Below are 20,481 nucleotides of genomic sequence, written 5' to 3' on the forward strand. Positions count from 1 at the left end.
CGACATGACAAACCTCCGGGGCCGCGTGGCTCTGGTCACCGGCGCCGGCAGTGCTGACGGTATCGGTTTCGCTATCGCCCGCATGTTTCATGATGCGGGAGCGACGGTTGTGTTGACCTCGACGACCAACCGCATTTTTCAGCGGCAGAACGAGCTGGATCCGGAGCGGTTGCGGAGTTTGGCGGTGGTGGCTGATCTGACTCACCCGGAGCAGGCAGCGGAGTTGGTTGAACAGGTCATGGATCGCTTTGGGCGCGTTGATATTCTGGTTAACAACGCCGGCATGTCGCAGTCGGGGATTGAGGAGCCGATTGGTGATCTGTTTCACCGGATGGCATTTCAGCACTGGCAACGCGAGATAGATCTGAACCTGAATACCTGCGTACATGTCAGCCAGCCGGTGCTCAGACACATGCTGGCTGCCGGTTTTGGTCGGGTGATCAATATTGCCTCGGTGACCGGGCCACTGGTGACCTTTCCGGGTACCGCCGGCTACAGTGCTGCCAAATCGGCGATGGTCGGCCTGACCCGCTCGATTGCACACGAGGTGGCCGGGCAGGGCATCACGGTCAATGCCATCGCACCTGGCTGGATTCATACCCCCTCAAGCCTGCCTGCCGAACTGGAAGCGGGGCGTCATACACCCATCGGGCGACCCGGGCGGCCGGACGAAGTCGCACGGGTGGCGTTGTTCCTTGCCAGTGAGGGCTGCAGCTACATGACCGGTCAGATGCTGGTGGTGGATGGCGGTAATTCACTGCAGGAAATAAAAGGCTGAGTCACGGCTCGAGTTGCCTCGAGCCGTGACTGGGCTCAAGACCAGATGTCGTGGTCGATCTTGTGTTTCAGTTCCGGATACTCTTCTGCCTTGAAGTGCGGCACCAGGCCTTCCTTGCGCTGGGCGAGGTAGTCCTTGGTCAGCTTGGCGACGGTCCCTGACAGCAGCACGATACCGATCAGGTTAATGGTTGCCATCAACCCCATGGAGGCGTCGGCCGCATTGAATACCGTGCCTACCGCCTGATAGGCACCCCAGACCACCATCGCCAGTGCGGCGCAGCGCAGCGACAGCATACCCAGCTTGCCGCCGAGCCCCAGATAGATCATCGCGTTCTCCGCATAGGAGTAGTTGGCGACGATTGAGGTGAAGGCAAAGAACAGGATTGCAAAGGCAATAAAATAGCTTCCGGCACCGCCGATATGACTTTCCAGCGCCAACTGTGTGAGTTGCGTGCCGGTCACACCATTGCCGGGCTCCAGCACACCGGACAGCAGAATCATCACAGCGGTGGCAGTACAGATTACCAGAGTGTCGATAAAAACGCCGGTTGCCTGCACGAAGCCCTGGGAAGAGGGGTGGTGGGGTGTGGGTGTGGCCGTCGCGGCCACGTTCGGCGCCGATCCCATGCCCGCCTCATTGGAGAACAGGCCGCGCTTGATGCCGTTAAGCATGGCTGCAGTTACCGATCCGGCGACCCCGCCAGTGGCTTCTTCGAGGCCAAAGGCGCTCTTCACGATAGTCGCCAGCACCCCCGGGACGTCGCTGTAGTTCATGGCAAGCACCACCAACGCCATCAGTACGTAAACAGCCGCCATGAAGGGCACCACGAATTCCGCGAAGCGGGCGATGGACCGCAGGCCGCCAAAAATCACCAGGGCCGCGACCGCGGCGACAGCGATACCGACCATCAGCTTGTTGAAGCCGAAGGCGCCCTCCATCGCATCAGCAATAGAGTTGGCCTGAACGGCATTGAACACCAGGCCGAAGGAAAGGATCAGACAAACGGAAAAAATGCTGCCGGCCCATGGCGCTTTAAGTCCCTTTGCCAGATAGAAAGCCGGCCCCCCGCGATATTGCCCTTCACCGTCACGGACCTTGTAGAGCTGGGCCAGGGTACTTTCTGCGTAAGCGGTAGCCATGCCCACCAGTGCAACCATCCACATCCAGAAAATGGCTCCGGCTCCACCGAGATAGAGAGCTACCGCCACGCCAGCGATATTGCCGGTGCCAACCCGCGATGCAAGGCTGGTACACAGTGCCTGAAACGGTGAGATACCGGACTTGTCACTCTCACGAGCACCGAGCAGAGAGCGAACCATCTCGCCAAAGTGCAGAAACTGCAAGGCACCCAGACGTATGGTGAAAAAGACACCAACGGCGAGCAGGCCGTAGATCAGAATGTAACCCCAGAAAATCGTGTTGAGCCCGTCTATCAAGGCATTCATGACGTCCCCCGCTGTCGGTTGGCATGCGTGCAGAAACAGAATGTTACGTCTTACTGTAGCGTCTTGGCAGCTCATCGCCAGTTGAAAATGAGTGTTGTCAAATCGTCCGAATGGGTCGAAGATAGCCCGATCACGTTGATGTTGATGCAAAACCGATAACAACAATGCAGCGCATTAAGAGGTGAGCCATGACTGCCGTTACTCCGGATGATTTGACGATCAGCCCTCGTCGTATCGAATTCGAACTCCCTGATCCTCTGCCGCGGTACTGGCATGGCGGCGACCCATTCAAAACCCATTTCTTCAATGCCATGTCGTTGCTGTTCCCTGATGGCGAACGCTTTTTTATCGACTCGGTGCGCTACTTCCGCGACCGCGTTAAGGACCCCAGGCAGCAGCAATTGATAAAGGGTTTTATCGGTCAGGAAGGGCATCACAGCCGTGAACACATCGAATACAACCGCCGCCTTGAGGCGCAGGGATATGACGTTACTGCGCTGACCGAGCCGGTGCGACGCCGTATCCGCTATGCCAACGCCCACTTTTCCCCTGAACGCCGGCTCGCGGCCACGGTTGCCATGGAACACTTCACTGCCATCATGGCGGACGCGGTGTTGCGTGAAATGCGCTGGTTTGACGGCGCTATTGAGCCGATGCGGCAGGTCTGGCGGTGGCACGCCCTGGAGGAAACCGAGCACAAGGCGGTCGCATTTGATCTCTACATGCAGGTATCCGGTGACCGGGCCCAACTGCGCAGGGCCATGCGCTTGTCGACGTTCTTCTTCCTGCGTGATGTGACTCGAGGTGTCTGGCATATGATGCGCCGCGACGGGCGACTCACCGATGTGGGCAGCTGGTATCGGGGCATGCGCTGGTTATGGGGCCGTAACGGTTTCTTTTCAGGGCTCTGGTCGGCCTACCGGGACTTCTATCGTGAGGACTTTCATCCCTGGCAGCATGACAATTACCGGCTGATGCAAGAGACTCAGCATGAGTTTGATGCGATCAATATGCTTGGAACAAAGCCCTGAATCGTCTCGGTACTGATGCGCTTTCTGCTGCAAACTGTTGTATGCTTCGCGGGATTTTTTCCCAGGAGTGACCATGGCTATCAGTTTGTATGTTGCTAAAGAAACCCGGCGCCACGAAAAACGTGTCGCGCTGGTGCCTGCGGTCGTTGCCAAGTTGCAGAAGCTTGGCATCGAGCCTTGTGTCGAACCCGGTGCTGGTTTGCTGGCCCGGATTCCCGACAATGACTTCACTCAGGCCGGTGCGGCCGTGGCCCCGGCTCCGGCCGAGACCCGGCTGTTCTTCCGAGTGCAGCCACCGTCGCTGGAAGACATTCAGGAAATGCCGGAAGGCTCCATTCTGTGCTGCTTCATCTATGCACAGCGCGAGCCCGAAATCGTAAAAGCACTGCGTGACAAGCGTATTACCTGCTTTGCGATGGAGCTGATTCCGCGTATTACCCGCGCCCAGGCAATGGACGCGCTGTCTTCCCAGGCTGCTCTGGCTGGCTACTACGCTGCGCTGATGGCTGGTACTCACCTGCACCGCATTCTGCCGATGATGACCACAGCGGTGGGCTCCCTGCGTCCGGCCAAGATTCTGGTCATGGGCGCCGGTGTGGCCGGCCTCCAGGCGCTGGCAACCGCCAAGCGCCTCGGTGCTATGATCGAAGGCTACGACGTACGTCCTGAAGTCCGTGAACAGGTACAGTCGGTTGGCGGCAAGTTCGTCGACACCGGTGTATCTGCGGTAGGCGAGGGCGGTTACGCCCGTGAGCTGACGGCTGAAGAGCAGAAACAGGTCAATGATGTGCTGACCCGTCACGTTCAGCAGGCCGATGCAATCATCACCACTGCGTCCATCCCCGGCAAGCCAAGCCCCAAGATTCTGACCGAAGAGCAGATCATGGGCATGAAGAGCGGCTCGGTGATCATCGACCTCGCAGCGGAAGGCGGTGGCAACACCCCGCTGACTCAGCCTGGTGACACTGTGGAAGTTGGTCCGGTAACCATCGTTGCACCACTGAACATCGCCAGTCACCTCGCTGAGCATGCTTCTGAACTCTATTCCCGCAACCTGCTGGCTCTGGTTGGCCTGATGGTCAAGGACGGCGAGCTGTCGCTGGATTGGGAAGATGAGGTGCTGGCTCGCTCGGTACTGACCCACGACGGTGAAATCCGCAATGACGCAGCGCGCGCCGCTGTCGAACAGTTGGCCTGAGGACGGTTTGATGGAAATGACAACTACCATTACAGGCTTCGTTGCCCTGTATATCTTTTTGCTGGCCGCGTTTACCGGCTACGAAATCATCGGCCGGGTTCCGGCCATTCTGCACACCCCGCTGATGTCCGGCTCCAACTTCATCCACGGTATCGTGGTGGTGGGTGCCATGTGGGCCCTGCTGAACGCAGGCTCCACCCTTGAGCAGGTGATCGGTTTTGTTGGTGTTCTGCTGGGCGCAGGCAACGCGGCGGGTGGCTATGTGGTCACCGAGCGGATGCTTGAAATGTTCAAGCCGACCAATAAAGCCTCTGGTGCGGACAAGGAGTAAGTAGACCATGTTCAGTACGTTTTTGATTGACGCGGCCTACTTTGTCGCAGCATTTCTGTTTCTGTACGGCCTCAAGCGCATGGCCAGCCCGGTTACCGCGCGTTCGGGTATCGTTGTCGCCGGTGGCGGCATGGTGCTGGCGGTTGCTGCCGCCTTCCTGTACGGCTTTGACGTCAGCGCACGCGCCGAGCCGTATCTGACCACCAACGTGATCCTGCTGGTAATTGCGCTGGGTCTGGGTATCGGCTGGGCGTGGATTAGCGGCAAGCGTGTTGCCATGACCGATATGCCGCAGATGGTTGCCCTCTATAACGGCATGGGTGGCGGTGCTGCTGCCGCGATTGCTGCCACCGAGCTGCTGTCCGGCAACGCGCTGGCGCACGGCCCGGTTGTGACCGTGCTGGCAATCCTCGGCGGTCTGATTGGTGCGGTTGCACTGTCCGGCTCGCTGATTGCCTGGGCCAAGCTCGATGGCCGCATGAACAAGGCCTGGCGCCTGCCCAAGCACCAGTACGTCAACGCTGCACTGCTGTGTGGTGCACTGTTCATCGGTGCGGTTGTCACCGTCATGGCGGTTGTGGGGGCTGAAGAAACGCCGATTCTGCTGATTCTGGTGTTCTTTGCCGTTGCGCTGGCACTGGGCGTGCTGCTGACCACCCCGATCGGTGGTGCAGACATGCCGGTCGTGATCTCCCTGTACAACGCCTTCACCGGTCTGGCGGTTGCCTTTGAAGGGTTTGTACTGCAAAACCCGGCGATGATCATTGCCGGTACTGTGGTAGGTTCCGCTGGTACGCTGCTGACTCTGATGATGGCCAAGGCGATGAACCGCCAGGTCAGCAACATCATCTTCAGCGACTTCGGTGGTGAAGACGACGGTTCCGACGGTGAAATCCAGGGCACCATGAAGGCCTGTGACGCATCCGATGCGGCGATTTCCATGTTCTACGCGAACAAGGTCATCATCGTTCCGGGTTACGGTCTGGCGGTTGCTCAGGCGCAGCACAAGCTGTACGAATTCGTCAAACTGCTGCAGAAGCAGGGCGTTGAAGTCAGCTTCGCGATTCACCCGGTAGCCGGCCGTATGCCGGGTCACATGAACGTACTGCTGGCTGAAGCCGGTGTACCGTACGACATCATCCATGACCTGGAAGACATCAACGAAGAGTTTGCACAGGCCGATGTTGCCATCGTTCTGGGCGCCAACGACGTCGTCAACCCGGCCGCCCGTACCCGCAAGTCCAGCCCGATCTACGGCATGCCGATCCTCAACGTGGATCAGGCGCGTCAGGCCTACGTGGTCAAGCGTGGTCAGGGCAAGGGCTACTCCGGTGTCGAGAACGAACTGTTCTTCCTCGACAACACCTCGATGGTGTATGGCGATGCCCAGAAGGTGATGGTGCAGATGATCGAAGCGGTCAAGTCGCTCGGTTAATCGACTCCTATGCGGTAAGCGAAGCCCCTGTTCGAAAGAACAGGGGCTTTTTTGTGTTTGCTCGAGGACTGCGGGGGTAACCGTTTCCTTCGGTTTAGCGTTTTATTCATGCGCTGTTGCTAAGTCAGCCTTTCGCCTTCACGGCGAGCCAAGGGGGGCTGCTTGCCCAGCCCCCCTTGGCGATCCCCCCGGGCACCCGGCTACGCGGCCCTTCGGGTTCGCTGCGTTGCTCGGTCTGGCGGGGGCCGGCAGAACTCGTCGCTACGCTCCTCAAACAGGCTGCCGTCCTTTTTCCCGCCAGCCCTGCGCTACTCGCCCGCGTAAACGGGACGAACCCCAGTGCACACTCGATCCTCTGCGCATGCGGTTAATTGCCTCGAAAAGTCCCTTCTCGAATTTACCTTGATAATCCGCAAAGAGCCTTTTATGCGCCTGCGTGCGGAGTATGCTGAGCTATCTTGTAATACCAATAACCTAGGAGACTGTAATGAAACGAACGTTGACAACGCTGGTGTTGAGCGGTCTGGCCGGTATGGTACAGGCGGACATGACGGTGCAGACGGTGCCTTACGAAATCGACGGCCAGTCCTATGAAGGGTTGCTGGTCTTTGATGAGGCGGTCACCACGCCGCGCCCGGGGGTGCTGATGGTGCCCAACTGGATGGGGGTCACCGAGGCCGCGGCCGAGAAGGCGGCCAAGGTGGCCGGTTCTGAATATGTGGTGTTTGTAGCAGACATGTATGGCCGTGATATCCGTCCGCAGAATGCGGACGAAGCGGCTGCTGCGGCCACCACGGTCCGCAACGATCGGCCGATGATGCGGGCGCGAGCCAATGCCGCCCTGGATGTACTGCGTGCCCAACAGGGGGCGGTCCCGCTGGATATTGATAATCTGGCGGCCATCGGCTTCTGTTTTGGCGGCGGAACGGTACTTGAGCTTGCGCGTTCCGGTACGGAAATTCGCGGCGTCGTCTCCTTCCACGGTAACCTGGATACTCCCAACCCTGAGGACGCCAAGGCTATTCGCATGCCGGTTCTGGTTCTTCACGGTGCGGATGATCCCTTCGTGCCGGATCAGCAGGTTGCCGATTTCAGTGCGGAAATGCGTGCTGCCAATGTTGACTGGCAGTTGATCAGCTATGGTGGTGCTGTCCATTCGTTCAGCGACCCCTACGCGGCGATGCCGGGGAAGGCTGAGTACAATCCGGTTGTTGCCAAGCGTGCTTTCTCGGCCATGAAGCAATTCTTTGCTGAGGTGATGGACTGAAACGGGCAGCAGCGGAGTGCGTTCGCTACCGTTGCTGCTGTGTCTGGTTGGCGGATAAGCTGCGGCACGTTCGCTTCATCGACAACAGTGATGGTGACACCTTGGTCACCCGCCAGCCGCTCTGGCTGGCATAATCAGAGCAGGCCCACCGTCGGGTGAGCCAAATAAGAAGAACAATCAACAATACTGGAGATGGGTATGTCGCAACCTGAACAACCTGGTTGGCGCTGGGGGCCGTTTACCTTCCGCTTGCCGTTCTATCACTCCAAGCTGTGCTGGCCGGAGTTCTTTCAGGGCCTGCTGATCGCAGCCGCAACAGGCCTGTCGCTGGTCCCGCTGATGACCGGCTTTTTCGGTCTGAGCTTCGAAGAGGCCGTCGCCGTCTCGCTTATTCATTCGATTCTGATCACCTCGTCGATCATCGTCTTCGGCGAACCTTACGCACCGGGCTGGATTACGCCGGCCCTGCCGCTGGTACTTGCCTTTGTGCTTGGTGGCTACGAAACCCCGGATGAGCGCTTCCAGGCGATGACTGCATTATCTCTGGATTTTGCGCTGTTGCTGTTTTTGCTGGGTATCACCGGGCTTGGCAAACGTTTCATGCTCTGGCTACCCGACACGCTGAAAGCGGGGATCATCCTTGGTGCCGCTATCGCTGCGCTGAAAAGGGTGTTGGTCGATGACGCTGATCGTTTTCTGCTGCAACAGCCGATCGCAACGACCATCGCCTGCGCGGTTTGCCTGATCTTTGCTTTCAGCCTGCCCATGGCCAAACTGAAAGAAAAATACCGTTTCTTCGCGCTGCTTGGCGCACTCGGCCTGCTGCCAGGCTTTGTGCTGGCGGGCATTATCGGCCCGATGGTGGGTGAGGTGAGCTACGACATTCAGTGGGGCATCCTGATTCCGCCGCTGGGCGATGCCTGGGCCAAAGTGTCGCCGTTTGCCATTGGCTGGCCAAGCATGGAGATGTTCATTCAGGGTATGCCGCTGGCCCTGATCACCTACGTGATCCTGTTCGGCGATCTGGTGACCGGTAACGAAGTCATTCGTGAAGGCCTGCAAAATCGCCAGGATGAGCACATCGACATCAACCCGACCCGCTCGCACATCTCGCTGGCCATTCGTAACGCGCTTATGGGGATCAGCGCGCCGTTCTTCCCGACCCAGGGGGCACTGTGGACCGGCGTGCACGTGATCATCATGCAGCGCTGGAAACAGGGCAAGGAAGCGATGGGCAGCCTGCACAGCGGTCTGGCGTCCTATTACCTGATGGGTCTTCCGATCCTGTTCTTCCTGCTGCCGCTGCTGACCGGGCTGAAGCCGCTGCTTGGGATTGCGCTGTCGCTGACGCTGGTATTGACCGGGTTTGCCTGCGCCTATATCGCCATGGCGATTCCCAAGAACAACACCTCCCGCGGCGCGGTGGTGTTGATCGGTGCCGCACTGGCGTTCTTCGAGCCCTGGATAGGCCTGCTGATCGGTATCGCAACCACATTGCTGCTGGTCGGCTGGGACCGTAACCCGGACCCGATTCCGCACGAGGACTGAGCGCAGCTACGCCGCCCTACATGCGGTACACTTCTAGGGCCTGAACGCGGTTGCGTTCAGGCCCTTTGTGTTTTCAGCCTTTTTTTCTGCCGAGAGTTGCCGTGCGCCCACGCTCCGACAGCCAGTACGCCGGTGGCCCGGTCAACTGGCGCATCATCTTTGATCTGTTGCCCTATCTGCGCGAGTTTCGCGGACGAGTGGTGTTGGCCATGCTCTGCATGCTGGTTGCCAAGCTGGCCGGCGTGGCGGTGCCCTGGTTGCTCAAGCTGATTGTTGATCACTTTGAAAGCGCCGCTGACGCACTGGTACTGGTGCCCGCAGCGTTATTGCTGTTCTACGGTGTGCTGCGTTTCTCGTCGGTATTTTTCGGTGAACTGCGCGATGCGGTCTTTGCACGTGTTGCCGAGCGGGCGATGCGGCGCATCTCACTGCAGGTGTTTGAGCATCTGCACCGGCTTGACCTCGGTTTTCATCTGTCGCGGCGCACCGGCGGTCTGGCCCGTGACATCGAACGAGGTACGTCAGGCATCAGCTTTCTGTTGCGCTTTATGGTGTTCAACATTCTGCCAACGCTGATCGAGATTGGCCTGATCAGTGTGATTCTGCTGGCCAACTTCAGCGCGGTGTACGCGGCGGCCGTGCTGGTGGCGGTGCTGCTGTATGGCAGTTTCTCCATCTGGTGCACCGAGTGGCGCAACCGCTTCGTGCGCGAAAGCAATCAGATGGACAACCGCTCCAATACCCGCGCCATCGATAGCCTGCTGAATTTCGAAACGGTCAAATACTTCGGCAACGAGGCGTTTGAAGCCAGCGAGTACGACCGCAACCTGCAGGACTGGGAAGCGGCTCGGATGAAGAACCGCCTGTCGCTGGTGGCACTCAACTCGGGGCAGGCGCTGATTATCGCGGGGGCTGTCACCTTGATGATGGTGCTGGCGGCGCGCGAGGTCAGCGCCGGCAGCATGACCGTTGGTGAGCTGGTGATGATCAATGCCTACATGATTCAGCTGTTCATTCCGCTCAACTTCCTCGGTTTCGTCTACCGTGAGATCCGCGAGGCATTGACCAACATCGAGCGGCTGTTCACGCTGCTGCGCGCGCCGCTCAAGGTAGTGGACGCTGACAATGCCAAGGCGCTGCAACTGCATGGAGCATCAGTTCGGTTTCATGATGTGCACTATCGCTACGATCAGGGGCGTGAGGTGCTGAAAGGCATTACTCTCGATATCCCGGCGGGACAGACCCTGGCGATTGTCGGTGCCAGCGGTGCGGGTAAATCCACGCTGGCGCGGCTGCTGTTCCGTTTCTACGACGTAGACAGCGGCAGCATCAGCATCGACGGTCAGGACATTCGCAGCGTGACCCAGGATAGTTTGCGCCGCGCCATCGGCGTGGTGCCCCAGGACACGGTGCTGTTCAATGCCAGCATCGGCTACAACGTTGCTTATGGCGCACCGGGTGCCAGCGAGGACGAAATCTGGCGAGTGCTGGAGTTGGCGCAGTTGGATATCTTCGTGCGCAGCCTGCCGCAGAAACTGGATACCCCGGTGGGTGAACGTGGCCTGAAGCTCTCCGGCGGCGAAAAGCAGCGTATTGCCATCGCCCGCGTACTGCTCAAGAACCCGCCGATTCTGATTCTGGATGAAGCCACGGCATCGCTCGATACCCACGCTGAACGCCGCATTCTCGACGCCCTCAACCTGGTTGCCGAGCGTCGTACCACCCTGGCCATCGCCCACCGTCTCTCGACGATCGTCCACGCCGACAACATTGCAGTGATTGACCAGGGCGAGGTAGTGGAGCAGGGCACCCACGCCCAACTGCTGGCCAGGCAGGGTGCCTACGCACGGCTGTGGGCGGATCAGCAACGGGAGAGCGCAACTGCCTAGCCTACGATTGTGGAGTGTCATGTCATCGTAGTGGTCAGATAACTGGCCGATCTCTTAGTTCGTGTCGCCTAGATGATTCTGATATGTCGGTAAGTTAAATGGTTTGATATTTCCCATACCGGAATTAGAATAAAAAAACATCTGGGTAGCGCATGCTTGGTCGATGGTCGGTTATACCCTCTCACTGTCACCGTCACTGATCGGTTTCATGCGCCACCTGGATTTTTTTTTGATTTCATCTTGCTGGTATGAGCAGTCAAGACAGGGCATGGCTAGTTTTTAACAAAAAGTGATGGCTGAACATTATATTTTGAGGTGCTGGCAAAATCGCGATGATTTCGTCTGGCTGCGTCCAGACTGTAATAGACAGGGCAGTTGCTCCACAGCTGCGCTCTGCTGATTCCAAACTGTCCCTCCAGGTGACGAACAAATTCCGACTCCAGTGATGATGTGCTCTCATCTCTGGCCACAAAAAACACATCTGTCATATAGCGCCGTGGCGGAGAAGTTAAAACATTAATCTCATCTGCAATGCAGTAAATATATTTTAGGTCCTCTGCATGTGTGTAGGCGTTTATGGTGCTGGTAAAAACAAATACTAGTATGGCGATCGCAGTTTTTTTCATCATGTAACCTGATCTTTTTTGGGGTTTTGGGGGGCGGCGTATCAGTTGAACCCGGGAGATACATATATGCTTCTTCTGGGAATGTTGGCGCCTGTACCATTGTTACTTGGTGTATTGGAGCCGCTAGTTATTCTTTGCTCGCGTAATGTGTAATGAGTGGATACCTCGCAGTACCAAAGCTCTTCCATTTCATCGTCGATTGACTCGCAGTCGCAGGAGTTCGTGTTTTGATAGGAAACATTGTTAGGAACCCGCATTCTGGAGTTACTTCTGGCTTCGCTGCAGGCTTCTGCTCGGGATTCCGCTTCTGCGGCCCCAATACTCACCGCAGCTTCAATTGAGGCAAACGGCGCCAAGGTTATAAAAAGGACGAATAGTCGGGAACAGCTACGAATCATGTGTCATTCCCTTGAGATGGTTTTGGCGACAGAGTTAATTGAGATTAGCGTTAACTGGCCATCAGCCCAATAACTCAAAAAGACTAGCCCTCGTGATTTGGCAACCAGCGTCAACTGTGCTGGCTGAGACAGGAAGAATGATGTTTAAGTCCAGCTGACTATCTTGTTTACGGCTTGCTATCCGCTACTGAAGGGCAAATAACTGCCTTTCACGTCAAATCCGTTACCTTCCAATTCACCACCTGAATCTCCCTTGCCGCTGCTCGACAAAGCGGCCAACAATAGGCTTCACGCGGATAACAACAAGGAGGAGCAATGAGCAGTGTAATCGAGCGGTGGCATAAGGTTGTCGAGGCACAGGACCCGAGCGGGCTGGCGGATCTGCTGGCTGATGAGGTGGTGTTTCATTCGCCGGTGGTGCATACCCCGCAGGTTGGCAAGCCGATCACAACGCTGTATCTCTCCGCGGCGTTCAAGACATTGAACGAGCCCGGGCATTTCAAGTATTTGCGTGAAGTCGTTGATGGCAACAACGCGGTACTGGAATTTCAGACCGAGATTGACGGCATTACCATCAATGGCATCGACATGATCCAGTGGAATGACGAAGGCAAGATCGTTGACTTCAAGGTCATGGTCCGCCCACTTAAGGCGGTCAATGCGATTCACGCAGCCATGGGTCGCATGCTTGACGCGATCAAGCCCGCCAAAGCCTGATATACCGTGGACAAGGCCGCCGGGGATCTCTGGCCGGCCTTGATTGCCAGGTCTTGCGCTCCACAGTCATTGACCGATTATGGATGCGCCTGACCGACCGCATGTCTAAAAGGCGTGCCCTGCCGGCACCCAAAGGCACCCATGCGGTGCGCCAGCGGTGCCTGACACCGAAAAGTCCCGCCCAGGCCAGAATGCAGAGCGCGGCGAACAGCCACAGTCCAAGCTGATAGTCGCCACTGTGTTGCTTGATGGCTCCCAGGCCTGCGGCCAGGATAAAACCGCCAACGCCGCCGGCCATTCCTATCAATCCGGTCATCACACCCATTTCACGCGAAAAGCGTTGGGGTACCAGCTGAAACACAGCACCGTTACCCATCCCCAAACCCAGCATTGCGATAACAAACAGGCTCAGGGCTGCCCATGCATCGGACAGGTTGAGGCCAACGATAGCGATACAGCCAGAGGCAATCGCATACATCATCAGCAAAGCTCGAATGCCGCCAACGCGGTCGGCCAGCATACCGCCAACTGGCCGCATCAGGCTGCCGACCATCACGCAGGCCGCTGTGTAATAACCGGCGCGAACCGGATCAAGGTCGTATTCGTCGCTGAAGTACCCGGGTAGCGCACTGGCCAGGCCGATGAAGCCGCCGAAGGTAATGCTGTAGAAGAACATGAACCATGCACTGTCGACATCGCGCAGCGCCCGGGCGTAGTCGATCAGCGCGGCAGGCGCAGGACGGCTGGGCGCATTGCGTGCCAGCAGCAAAAACACAAGCAGGGTGATACTCAGCGGGATAAGCGCCAGCCCGAACACGTTCTGCCAGCCGAACAGATAGGCCAGCCCCGGTGCAAAAAGCGCGGCCAGGACTGTCCCGGAATTGCCGGCACCGGCTATGCCCAGGGCTGTTCCCTGGTGCTCGGGCGGATACCATTGTGACGCCAGCGGAAGGGCAACGGCAAAGGACGCGCCCGCAAAGCCTAGCCCCAACCCCAGCAGCAGCGTTTGTTCGTAGCTGTCGATACCAAGCAGCCAGGCGATCGACAGCGAGAGTATGACGATCAACTGGCCGATGACACCTGCCAGTTTCGGTGACAGGCGATCTGCCAAGAAGCCGAGCAGCAGCCGCAGGAGCGCGCCGGATAGAATCGAGGTGGCAACCATGATGCCCCGTTGCTGCGCGTCAAGCGCCAGATCGGTAGCGATTTGCACCGCCATTGGACCCAGCAGGTACCAGACCATGAAGCTGATATCAAGGTAGAGAAACGCTGAAAACAGCGTGGGGGTGTGGCCTGATTTCCAGAACGAGGTACTCATTCGATAGTCCTGTCGGTACTGCTAAGCGCTTTTAACTGTCTGTTGGCTGGTGTTCACACAGGCAAAAGCGCCTTTGCCAAGCCATCGCAATTGCGAGCCGGCAAAAACGCTATGTTGGAGGCTGGCAGCCCATATCGCACAGCAATATCGACGCAGATTCTGTGCCAGATGGGCTGGAGTATTAGCGGATAATCATCACGGACCGTTTTGACTGTTGCACGACGCGCAGTGCGTTGGTGCCAAGCAGGTAGTCTTCAAGCCGCTTGCGCTTGTGGGAAGCCATGACGATCAGATCAACATCCAGCTTGCGCGCGACTCGGAGGATAGCCTCATAGGCCTTGCCGTCGGCGACGATGCGCTGCACTTTAACGCCTTTGGGCACGTGCTCGGCAACAAAGGTCTTAAGCCCGTCACTGATGGTTTTCTTGGCCTGTTCGGCAAATTCGCGCGGAAAGAAGCCGCCGACCAGAGGCATGCCGAAGTCGGGAACAACGGTCACGATGTGCAAGGATGCCTGATAGGTCTGGCACAGGTTCAGAGCGGTTGGCAGCGCCTTTTCCCATGATTGCTTGTGGTTGAGGTCGATGGGCAACAGTATCTTGTCGTACATGATCATTTCCTTACGCATGGGCGCCGGCGGGGCGCCGACGCCATTGCAGTCCGAATACCAGCAGGAATACCCCAACGGCCGGAATCCACATCCATTCCTTGGCCCAGCGATCTACCGGAGCCAGAATTTCGACGATCTCCTGGTCGAACTCAAAGCCCAGATCCGCTGCGGGACTGCCATAGGTCACCATATCAACGATTGTCCGGTCGCCATCTTCCATAAGTAGCAAGCCCAGTTTGTCCAGGCGTTCAGCGCCATTGGCCCCTTCGGGAACCGGGACCAGCACAAAGAAAGTCCGTGGCTGGCCGATGTCATCTTCCCCGGCGACCTGAACACGCAGGTTGCTGCCCTTATCAAGTCGCTCAAGGGATTGCTCCAGCTGCGCGGGCGGAATTGAACGATAGGGGTCATGAACGATATCCATCCAGAAGCCCGGACGGAACAGCGTGAAGGCGACCAGCAGCAACAGCAGGCTTTCATACCATCGGCTCTTGACGACCAGCCAGCCCTGGGTGGCCGCTGCGAAGATCAGCATCGCGATGGTGGCCACCACGAAAATGATGATGCCGTGCAGCAGGTCCACGTCGATCAGCAGCAGATCAGTGTTGAAGATGAACAGGAAGGGCAGTGCGGCTGTGCGCAGGCTGTAATAGAAGGCCTGAAACCCGGTTCGGATAGGGTCGCCACCCGATACCGCAGCTGCAGCAAAGGAAGCCAGACCAACTGGCGGCGTCACATCGGCCATGATGCCGAAATAGAACACGAACAGATGCACTGTGATCAGGGGCACCAGCAGGCCGCTTTCCTGCCCCAGGGTCACGATGACCGGTGCCAGCAGGGCCGAAACTACGATGTAGTTGGCGGTAGTCGGCAGGCCCATACCAAGGATCAGGCTGAGCACCGCGGTCAGCATCAGCATCAGCATCAGGTTGCCCATTGACAGGATTTCGACCAGGTCAGCGAGCACCAGGCCAACGCCGGTTTGCGAGACCGCACCGACGATAATTCCTGCGGTCGCGGTGGCGATGCCGATACCAATCATGTTGCGCGCACCGGCTACCAGCCCCTGCCAGAGCTCTTCAAAGCCTTGACGTAGCGCGCTGCCGGTATCGCCATCTCCACGAAACGCCGCCATCAGCGGGCGTTGGGTGAGCATGATCACGATCATCAGGATCGTTGCCCAAAATGCCGACAACCCGGGGGAGAGGTGCTCAACCATCAGGCACCAGATCAGCACGATCACCGGCAGGATGAAATGCAACCCGGACATCACCGTCGGACGGGTCTGCGGCAGGTGAACCACCGGGGAGTTGGGGTCGTCCAGCTCCAGTTCCGGGTAGCGTGAACCGATTTTCAGCAGCCCGATATAAACGATGGCAAGGGCACCAGCGATCACCCACCCGGCGGCATCACCCAGCGCGGGCTTGAGCCAGCCCAGACCGTAATAGACCGCGAACGACAGTGCCATCAACAGCAGCAGGCCAGTGAGAAAGCCAATGATCTTGCGTAGCAGCGGACGGGGTGGATTGCTGCTCTGCAGGCCCTGCATGCCGGCCTTGACCGCTTCCAGATGAACGATATAAATCAGTGCGATATAGGAAATCAGCGCCGGCAAAAAGGCATGCTTGATGACGTCGACATAGGAAATGCCGACGTACTCGACCATCAGGAAGGCGGCAGCGCCCATCACCGGGGGCATGATCTGGCCGTTGACCGAGGAGGCAACCTCAACCGCGCCGGCCTTTTCCGCCGAGAACCCGACCCGTTTCATCATCGGGATGGTGAAGGTGCCGGTGGTAACAGTGTTGGCGATGGAGGAGCCCGAGATCAGGCCGGTCATGCCGGAGGCGACCACAGCAGCTTTAGCCGGTCCGCCTCGGTAATGCCCAAGCAGCGAGAAGGCAACCTTGATGAAGTAGTTGCCGGCGCCGGCCTTATCGAGCAGTGAACCAAACAGCACGAACAGGAAGACGAAGCTGGTCGATACGCCCAATGCAATGCCGAATACGCCCTGTGCGGTGAGCCACTGGTGGTTGGTCAGCGCTTCCAGGCTGACGCCACGGTGTGCGAGGATGCCGGGCATATAGGGGCCGGCCACCGAATAGATGATGAAGACCAGCGCAACGATCATCAGCGGCGGGCCGAGCGCTCTGCGCGTAGCTTCGAGCAGCAGGATCAGCCCCGTCACGGCAACCACGACATCCTGGGTTGTCGGCCTGCCGGGGCGCTCTGCCAGCTCGGCATAAAACAGATAAAGATACGCGGCGCAGAAAGCGGCGATCAGCGCCAGAATCCAGTCAATAGCCGGCACATACTCTCGCGGCGAGCGTTTGAACGCGGGGTAGGCCATAAAGCCGAGAAACACCGCAAAAGCCAGGTGTATCGAGCGCGCCTCGGTACTGTTGAATACACCAAAGCCGACCAGAAAAGGCAGCGGCGAGGCGATCCACAACTGGAACAGCGACCATATCGCTGCAATGCCCATCAGCAGATTTTTGGCCAGGCCGGTGGGCTTGCGGGCACCGGTATCACTGGTGGCGACCAGATCTTCCAGTTCAGTGTTGAGGTCGGTGGCGTCGCTTGGTTGGCTCATGGCTGCGCGCTTCTCCTGTGCATTTTGATTATGGTGCGGCAGTTGTCCTGCCGGTGCAGCATGCCTGTGGGCGCCGCGATAGGAACGAGATCTCGTGGACCCGCGTCCGGGGCTGCCGAAATGGCGGCAGCAAGGTAAATCGGGTAACCGAAAACAGCCGGGCCACCCCTGAGGATGGCCCGTTTGGTGTTACATCCAGCCGCGTTCCTTGTAGTAGCGGATGGCGCCTTCGTGCAGCGGTGCCGAGAGACCGTCCTTGATCATTTCCTCTTCCTTCAGGGTGGCAAAGGCCGGGTGCAGGCGCTTGAAGCGGTCGAAGTTCTCGAATACCGCCTTCACTGTCTGGTAGACAGTCTCGTCATCGGTAGCAGTAGAGGCTACCAGCGTTGCACGAACGCCGAAGGTCTCGGTGTCGGCGTCATTGCCACGATACAGGCCGCCCGGAATGATCGCCTTGGCGTAGTAGGGGCGCTCGCTGATCAACTGATCGATTTCCGGCCCGGATACCGATACCAGGTTGGCGTCGACAGTGGTGGTGGCCTCCTGAATGGAGCCGTTCGGATGACCGACGACATAAACCATGGCGTCGATGTTGTTGTCACCGAGTGCTGCTGCCTGCTCGGCTGCATCGAGCGCAGAGGCCAGGGCAAAGTCGTCAACTGTCCAGCCCAGCGCCTGCATAACAACGTCCATGGTATCGCGCTGACCGGAGCCCGGATTGCCGATGTTGACGCGCTTGCCCTTGAGGTCCTTAACGCCGGCGATGTTGGCGTCGTTGCGGGCTACGATAGTGAGCGGCTCACCATGCAGGGCGAACAGGGCACGCATGTCACTGAAGGGGCCTTCGGATTCAAAGCTCTGAATGCCTTCATAGGATTTGTACTGAATGTCCGATTGCACCACGCCCATGTTCATCTCGCCGCCACGGATAGCGTTGACGTTGGCGACCGAACCACCGCTGGAGGGAGCGTTGCAACGAATGCCGTGTTCGGCTGAATTGCGGTTGAGAAGGCGGCAGACCGATTGACCGACGACGTAATAAACACCGGTCTGACCACCGGTACCGATGGTGACAAAGGTTTCGGCTGCCGCGGTTGTTGCACCCAGTGAAGCGTATCCGATTGTGGCTGAGAACAGCAGGGCAAGCGATTTGCGCATCATGTGATGTAGCTCCTTTTTCTGATTGTCTGTGGCGACTGCAAGACAACAGCCCGCCAGCGTGCGAGGCCCGATCCTGTAACAGGGCCGAACACATTCACCTGTTCAGTGTAGTGGATGATTTGAAATCCATTAGGACCTTAACCGCAGCGCCGCGGTCGGGCAACCCTGATGGGGAAACGAGAACCCGGCCTGAAGCCGGGTTTTACGTGCGGATTACTCTACGGGTGGCCAGCCACCCATCTCGCGCCAGCGATTGACAATGGTGCAAAACAGGTCTGCTGTCTTCTCGGTGTCATAACGCGCCGAATGGGCCTCGCGGCCGTCGAAGTCGATACCGGCAGCGCTGCAGGCTTTCGCCAGCACTGTCTGACCGTAAGCCAGGCCGCCCAGCGTCGCAGTATCGAAGCAGGAGAACGGATGAAACGGATTACGCTTGATCTGTGTGCGCTCGACTGCGGCGTTGAGAAAGCCCAGATCGAAGAAAGCGTTGTGCCCAACCAGAACGGCTCGCTTGCAGCCGGCAGATTTAACGGCCTTTCGGATGTGCTTGAAAATCTCGGTCAATGCATGCTCTTCGCTAACCGCCTGGCGCAGCGGGTGATCCAGCTTGATGCCGGTAAACTCCAGTGCCGCCTGTTCAATGTTGGCACCCTCGAAGGGCTCGACACGAAAGAAGGTCGTGTGGTCCGGGTAGACCATGCCTTCTTCATCCATGTTGATGGTGGTGGCTGCGATTTCCAGAAGCGCATCGGTCGCTGCATTGAAACCGCCGGTTTCAACATCAATGACCACCGGGAGAAAGCCCCGGAAACGATAGGCCAGAGGGGATTTGGCCTTGCCGCTTGGCAAGACATCCTGTTCTTCACCTTCGAAGTCGAACTCGCTCACGAAATATCCTTTGCTGTGTCGATGTGGAAGGTCAGACCAGGCGCCAGCGAATCTGTTCGCCGGCACGCAGTGGAACAATACATTGATCGCCGAAGGGCAATTGATCGGCCACGGTCCAGCTGTCGCGTTCTAGGGTGATGGTGTCGGTGTTGCGTGGCAGACCGTAAAAATCGGGGCCGTGGAGGCTGGCAAAACCTTCCAGTTTCTCCAGGGCACCGAGTTCATCGAAGGCCTCTGCATACAGCTCAATGGCCGCGTGAGCGGTATAGCATCCGGCACAGCCACAGGCGGCTTCCTTGGCATGGCGGGCATGGGGAGCCGAATCGGTGCCGAGGAAGAATTTGCTGGAGCCGGATACGACTGCATCACACAGCGCCTGCTGGTGAGTCTGACGCTTGAGTACCGGCAGGCAGAACAGGTGCGGACGGATGCCGCCAACCAGCATGTGGTTGCGGTTAAACAGCAGGTGGTGCGCAGTAATGGTTGCGCCAACGTTGGCTGGAGCCTGATTGACAAAGCTCACCGCATCAGCGGTGGTAATGTGCTCGAACACCACACGCAGGGCCGGGAAGCGGTCCACCAGTTTGACAAGCTGCTGGTCGATAAAGGCTTTCTCACGGTCAAAAATATCGACCTCGGCATGGGTGACCTCACCATGTACCAGCAGCAGCATGCCGACCTCGGCCATTGCTTCCAGCGCCGGATAGATGTTCTCCAGCGCGGTAACGCCAGACTGCGAGTTCGTCGTGGCACCGGCCGGATAAAGCTTGGCGGCAACCACCAGGCCACTGGCGTGCGCCTGACGCACAATCTCCGGAGAGGTTTTGTCGGTCAGGTACAGGACCATTAGCGGTTCAAAACGGGAGCCGGCCGGGCGTGCAGCCAAAATGCGTTCGCGGTACCCGGCGGCTTCCTCAGCGTCACGTACCGGGGGTACCAGGTTCGGCATGATGATGGCGCGGCCGAAGGCGCGAGCTGCATCCGGTACGGTGTGCTGCAGTACTGCGCCATCGCGCAGGTGAATATGCCAGTCGTCCGGGCGAATTAGCGTCAGGCGGTCGGTCATGCGTGGGGTTCCAGTCCAGATCAATGGCGCAATGCTAACCCAATCAACCCGGCTTTGACACTCCGAGGGCGCCTGTGCGCAAGGTTAGCCGGCAGATCAGTCGCTATGGGTGCGCCGTGCAGGGCCAGAATTCCGATTGAGGTGACGCCCGGCATTTTTTTGATTTGCAGGATAAAGTT

Annotated in this window: 16 protein-coding genes and 1 pseudogene; 9 read left to right on the forward strand and 8 right to left on the reverse strand. The window is 58.3% G+C overall.

The annotated features are described in order from the left end of the window. Window positions 1–4 precede the first annotated feature (4 nt). Window positions 5–778: an SDR family NAD(P)-dependent oxidoreductase gene (locus ACZ5WQ_RS04585; RefSeq protein WP_464383248.1), complete on the forward strand. Its 774-nt coding sequence runs from the start codon at window positions 5–7 to the stop codon at window positions 776–778. Between the two features lie 35 nt (window positions 779–813). On the opposite strand, the gene ACZ5WQ_RS04590 is transcribed toward ACZ5WQ_RS04585, so the two are convergent. Beyond that, window positions 814–2,226, reverse strand: a complete 1,413-nt coding sequence (locus ACZ5WQ_RS04590) for an alanine/glycine:cation symporter family protein (RefSeq protein ID WP_464383249.1) — start codon at window positions 2,224–2,226, stop codon at window positions 814–816. Between the two features lie 188 nt (window positions 2,227–2,414). On the opposite strand from ACZ5WQ_RS04590, the gene ACZ5WQ_RS04595 reads away from it, so the two are divergent. The 7 genes from ACZ5WQ_RS04595 to ACZ5WQ_RS04625 all read left to right on the forward strand — a co-directional run bounded on the left by ACZ5WQ_RS04595 (window position 2,415) and on the right by ACZ5WQ_RS04625 (window position 10,925). Continuing rightward, complete coding sequence (locus ACZ5WQ_RS04595) at window positions 2,415–3,257, forward strand: metal-dependent hydrolase (RefSeq protein WP_269687391.1); 843 nt, start codon at window positions 2,415–2,417, stop codon at window positions 3,255–3,257. 73 nt (window positions 3,258–3,330) lie between these two features. Beyond that, a complete protein-coding gene (locus ACZ5WQ_RS04600; protein ID WP_088274313.1) occupies window positions 3,331–4,455 on the forward strand; it encodes an NAD(P) transhydrogenase subunit alpha in 1,125 nt (374 codons plus the stop codon). A 10-nt stretch (window positions 4,456–4,465) separates the two neighbouring features. Then, window positions 4,466–4,786 carry an NAD(P) transhydrogenase subunit alpha part 2 gene (locus ACZ5WQ_RS04605; protein WP_172409641.1) on the forward strand — a complete coding sequence of 107 codons (321 nt, stop codon included), beginning with the start codon at window positions 4,466–4,468 and terminating at the stop codon, window positions 4,784–4,786. A gap of 7 nt (window positions 4,787–4,793) precedes the next feature. Then, window positions 4,794–6,221, forward strand: a complete 1,428-nt coding sequence (locus ACZ5WQ_RS04610; RefSeq protein WP_088274312.1) for an NAD(P)(+) transhydrogenase (Re/Si-specific) subunit beta — start codon at window positions 4,794–4,796, stop codon at window positions 6,219–6,221. A gap of 487 nt (window positions 6,222–6,708) precedes the next feature. Then, window positions 6,709–7,488 carry a dienelactone hydrolase family protein gene (locus ACZ5WQ_RS04615; RefSeq protein ID WP_464383250.1) on the forward strand — a complete coding sequence of 260 codons (780 nt, stop codon included), beginning with the start codon at window positions 6,709–6,711 and terminating at the stop codon, window positions 7,486–7,488. Window positions 7,489–7,686: 198 nt separating this feature from the next. After that, window positions 7,687–9,036, forward strand: a complete 1,350-nt coding sequence (locus tag ACZ5WQ_RS04620) for a hypothetical protein (protein ID WP_269687389.1) — start codon at window positions 7,687–7,689, stop codon at window positions 9,034–9,036. 101 nt (window positions 9,037–9,137) lie between these two features. Continuing rightward, on the forward strand, window positions 9,138–10,925 hold the full coding sequence (locus ACZ5WQ_RS04625) for an ABCB family ABC transporter ATP-binding protein/permease (RefSeq protein WP_464383251.1): 1,788 nt from the start codon (window positions 9,138–9,140) through the stop codon (window positions 10,923–10,925). A gap of 272 nt (window positions 10,926–11,197) precedes the next feature. Here ACZ5WQ_RS04625 and ACZ5WQ_RS04630 read toward each other — a convergent pair whose 3' ends face one another. Beyond that, on the reverse strand, window positions 11,198–11,554 hold the full coding sequence (locus ACZ5WQ_RS04630; protein ID WP_464383252.1) for a hypothetical protein: 357 nt from the start codon (window positions 11,552–11,554) through the stop codon (window positions 11,198–11,200). 710 nt (window positions 11,555–12,264) lie between these two features. On the opposite strand from ACZ5WQ_RS04630, the gene ACZ5WQ_RS04635 reads away from it, so the two are divergent. Next, entirely contained in the window at window positions 12,265–12,666 is a 402-nt protein-coding gene (locus ACZ5WQ_RS04635) for a nuclear transport factor 2 family protein (RefSeq protein ID WP_464383253.1), read from the forward strand. Between the two features lie 109 nt (window positions 12,667–12,775). Here ACZ5WQ_RS04635 and ACZ5WQ_RS04640 read toward each other — a convergent pair. The 6 genes and pseudogenes from ACZ5WQ_RS04640 to pyrC all read right to left on the reverse strand — a co-directional run. Then, window positions 12,776–13,984: pseudogene (locus ACZ5WQ_RS04640) on the reverse strand (nitrate/nitrite transporter); the annotation flags it as partial. Between the two features lie 181 nt (window positions 13,985–14,165). Next, window positions 14,166–14,594 (reverse strand): universal stress protein, encoded by a 429-nt coding sequence (locus tag ACZ5WQ_RS04645; protein WP_233049614.1) that lies wholly within the window; start codon window positions 14,592–14,594, stop codon window positions 14,166–14,168. 10 nt (window positions 14,595–14,604) lie between these two features. Continuing rightward, window positions 14,605–17,187: a TRAP transporter permease gene (locus ACZ5WQ_RS04650; RefSeq protein WP_464383254.1), complete on the reverse strand. Its 2,583-nt coding sequence runs from the start codon at window positions 17,185–17,187 to the stop codon at window positions 14,605–14,607. Window positions 17,188–17,376: 189 nt separating this feature from the next. Beyond that, on the reverse strand, window positions 17,377–18,348 hold the full coding sequence (locus tag ACZ5WQ_RS04655; RefSeq protein WP_285677063.1) for a TAXI family TRAP transporter solute-binding subunit: 972 nt from the start codon (window positions 18,346–18,348) through the stop codon (window positions 17,377–17,379). A gap of 213 nt (window positions 18,349–18,561) precedes the next feature. After that, window positions 18,562–19,197 carry a ribonuclease T gene (rnt, locus tag ACZ5WQ_RS04660; RefSeq protein WP_412779064.1) on the reverse strand — a complete coding sequence of 212 codons (636 nt, stop codon included), beginning with the start codon at window positions 19,195–19,197 and terminating at the stop codon, window positions 18,562–18,564. 70 nt (window positions 19,198–19,267) lie between these two features. After that, window positions 19,268–20,302, reverse strand: a complete 1,035-nt coding sequence (pyrC, locus tag ACZ5WQ_RS04665) for a dihydroorotase (RefSeq protein WP_233049617.1) — start codon at window positions 20,300–20,302, stop codon at window positions 19,268–19,270. Between the last annotated feature and the right edge of the window lie 179 nt (window positions 20,303–20,481).

The sequence above is a fragment of the Halopseudomonas sp. T1L2 genome, assembly GCF_055397385.1.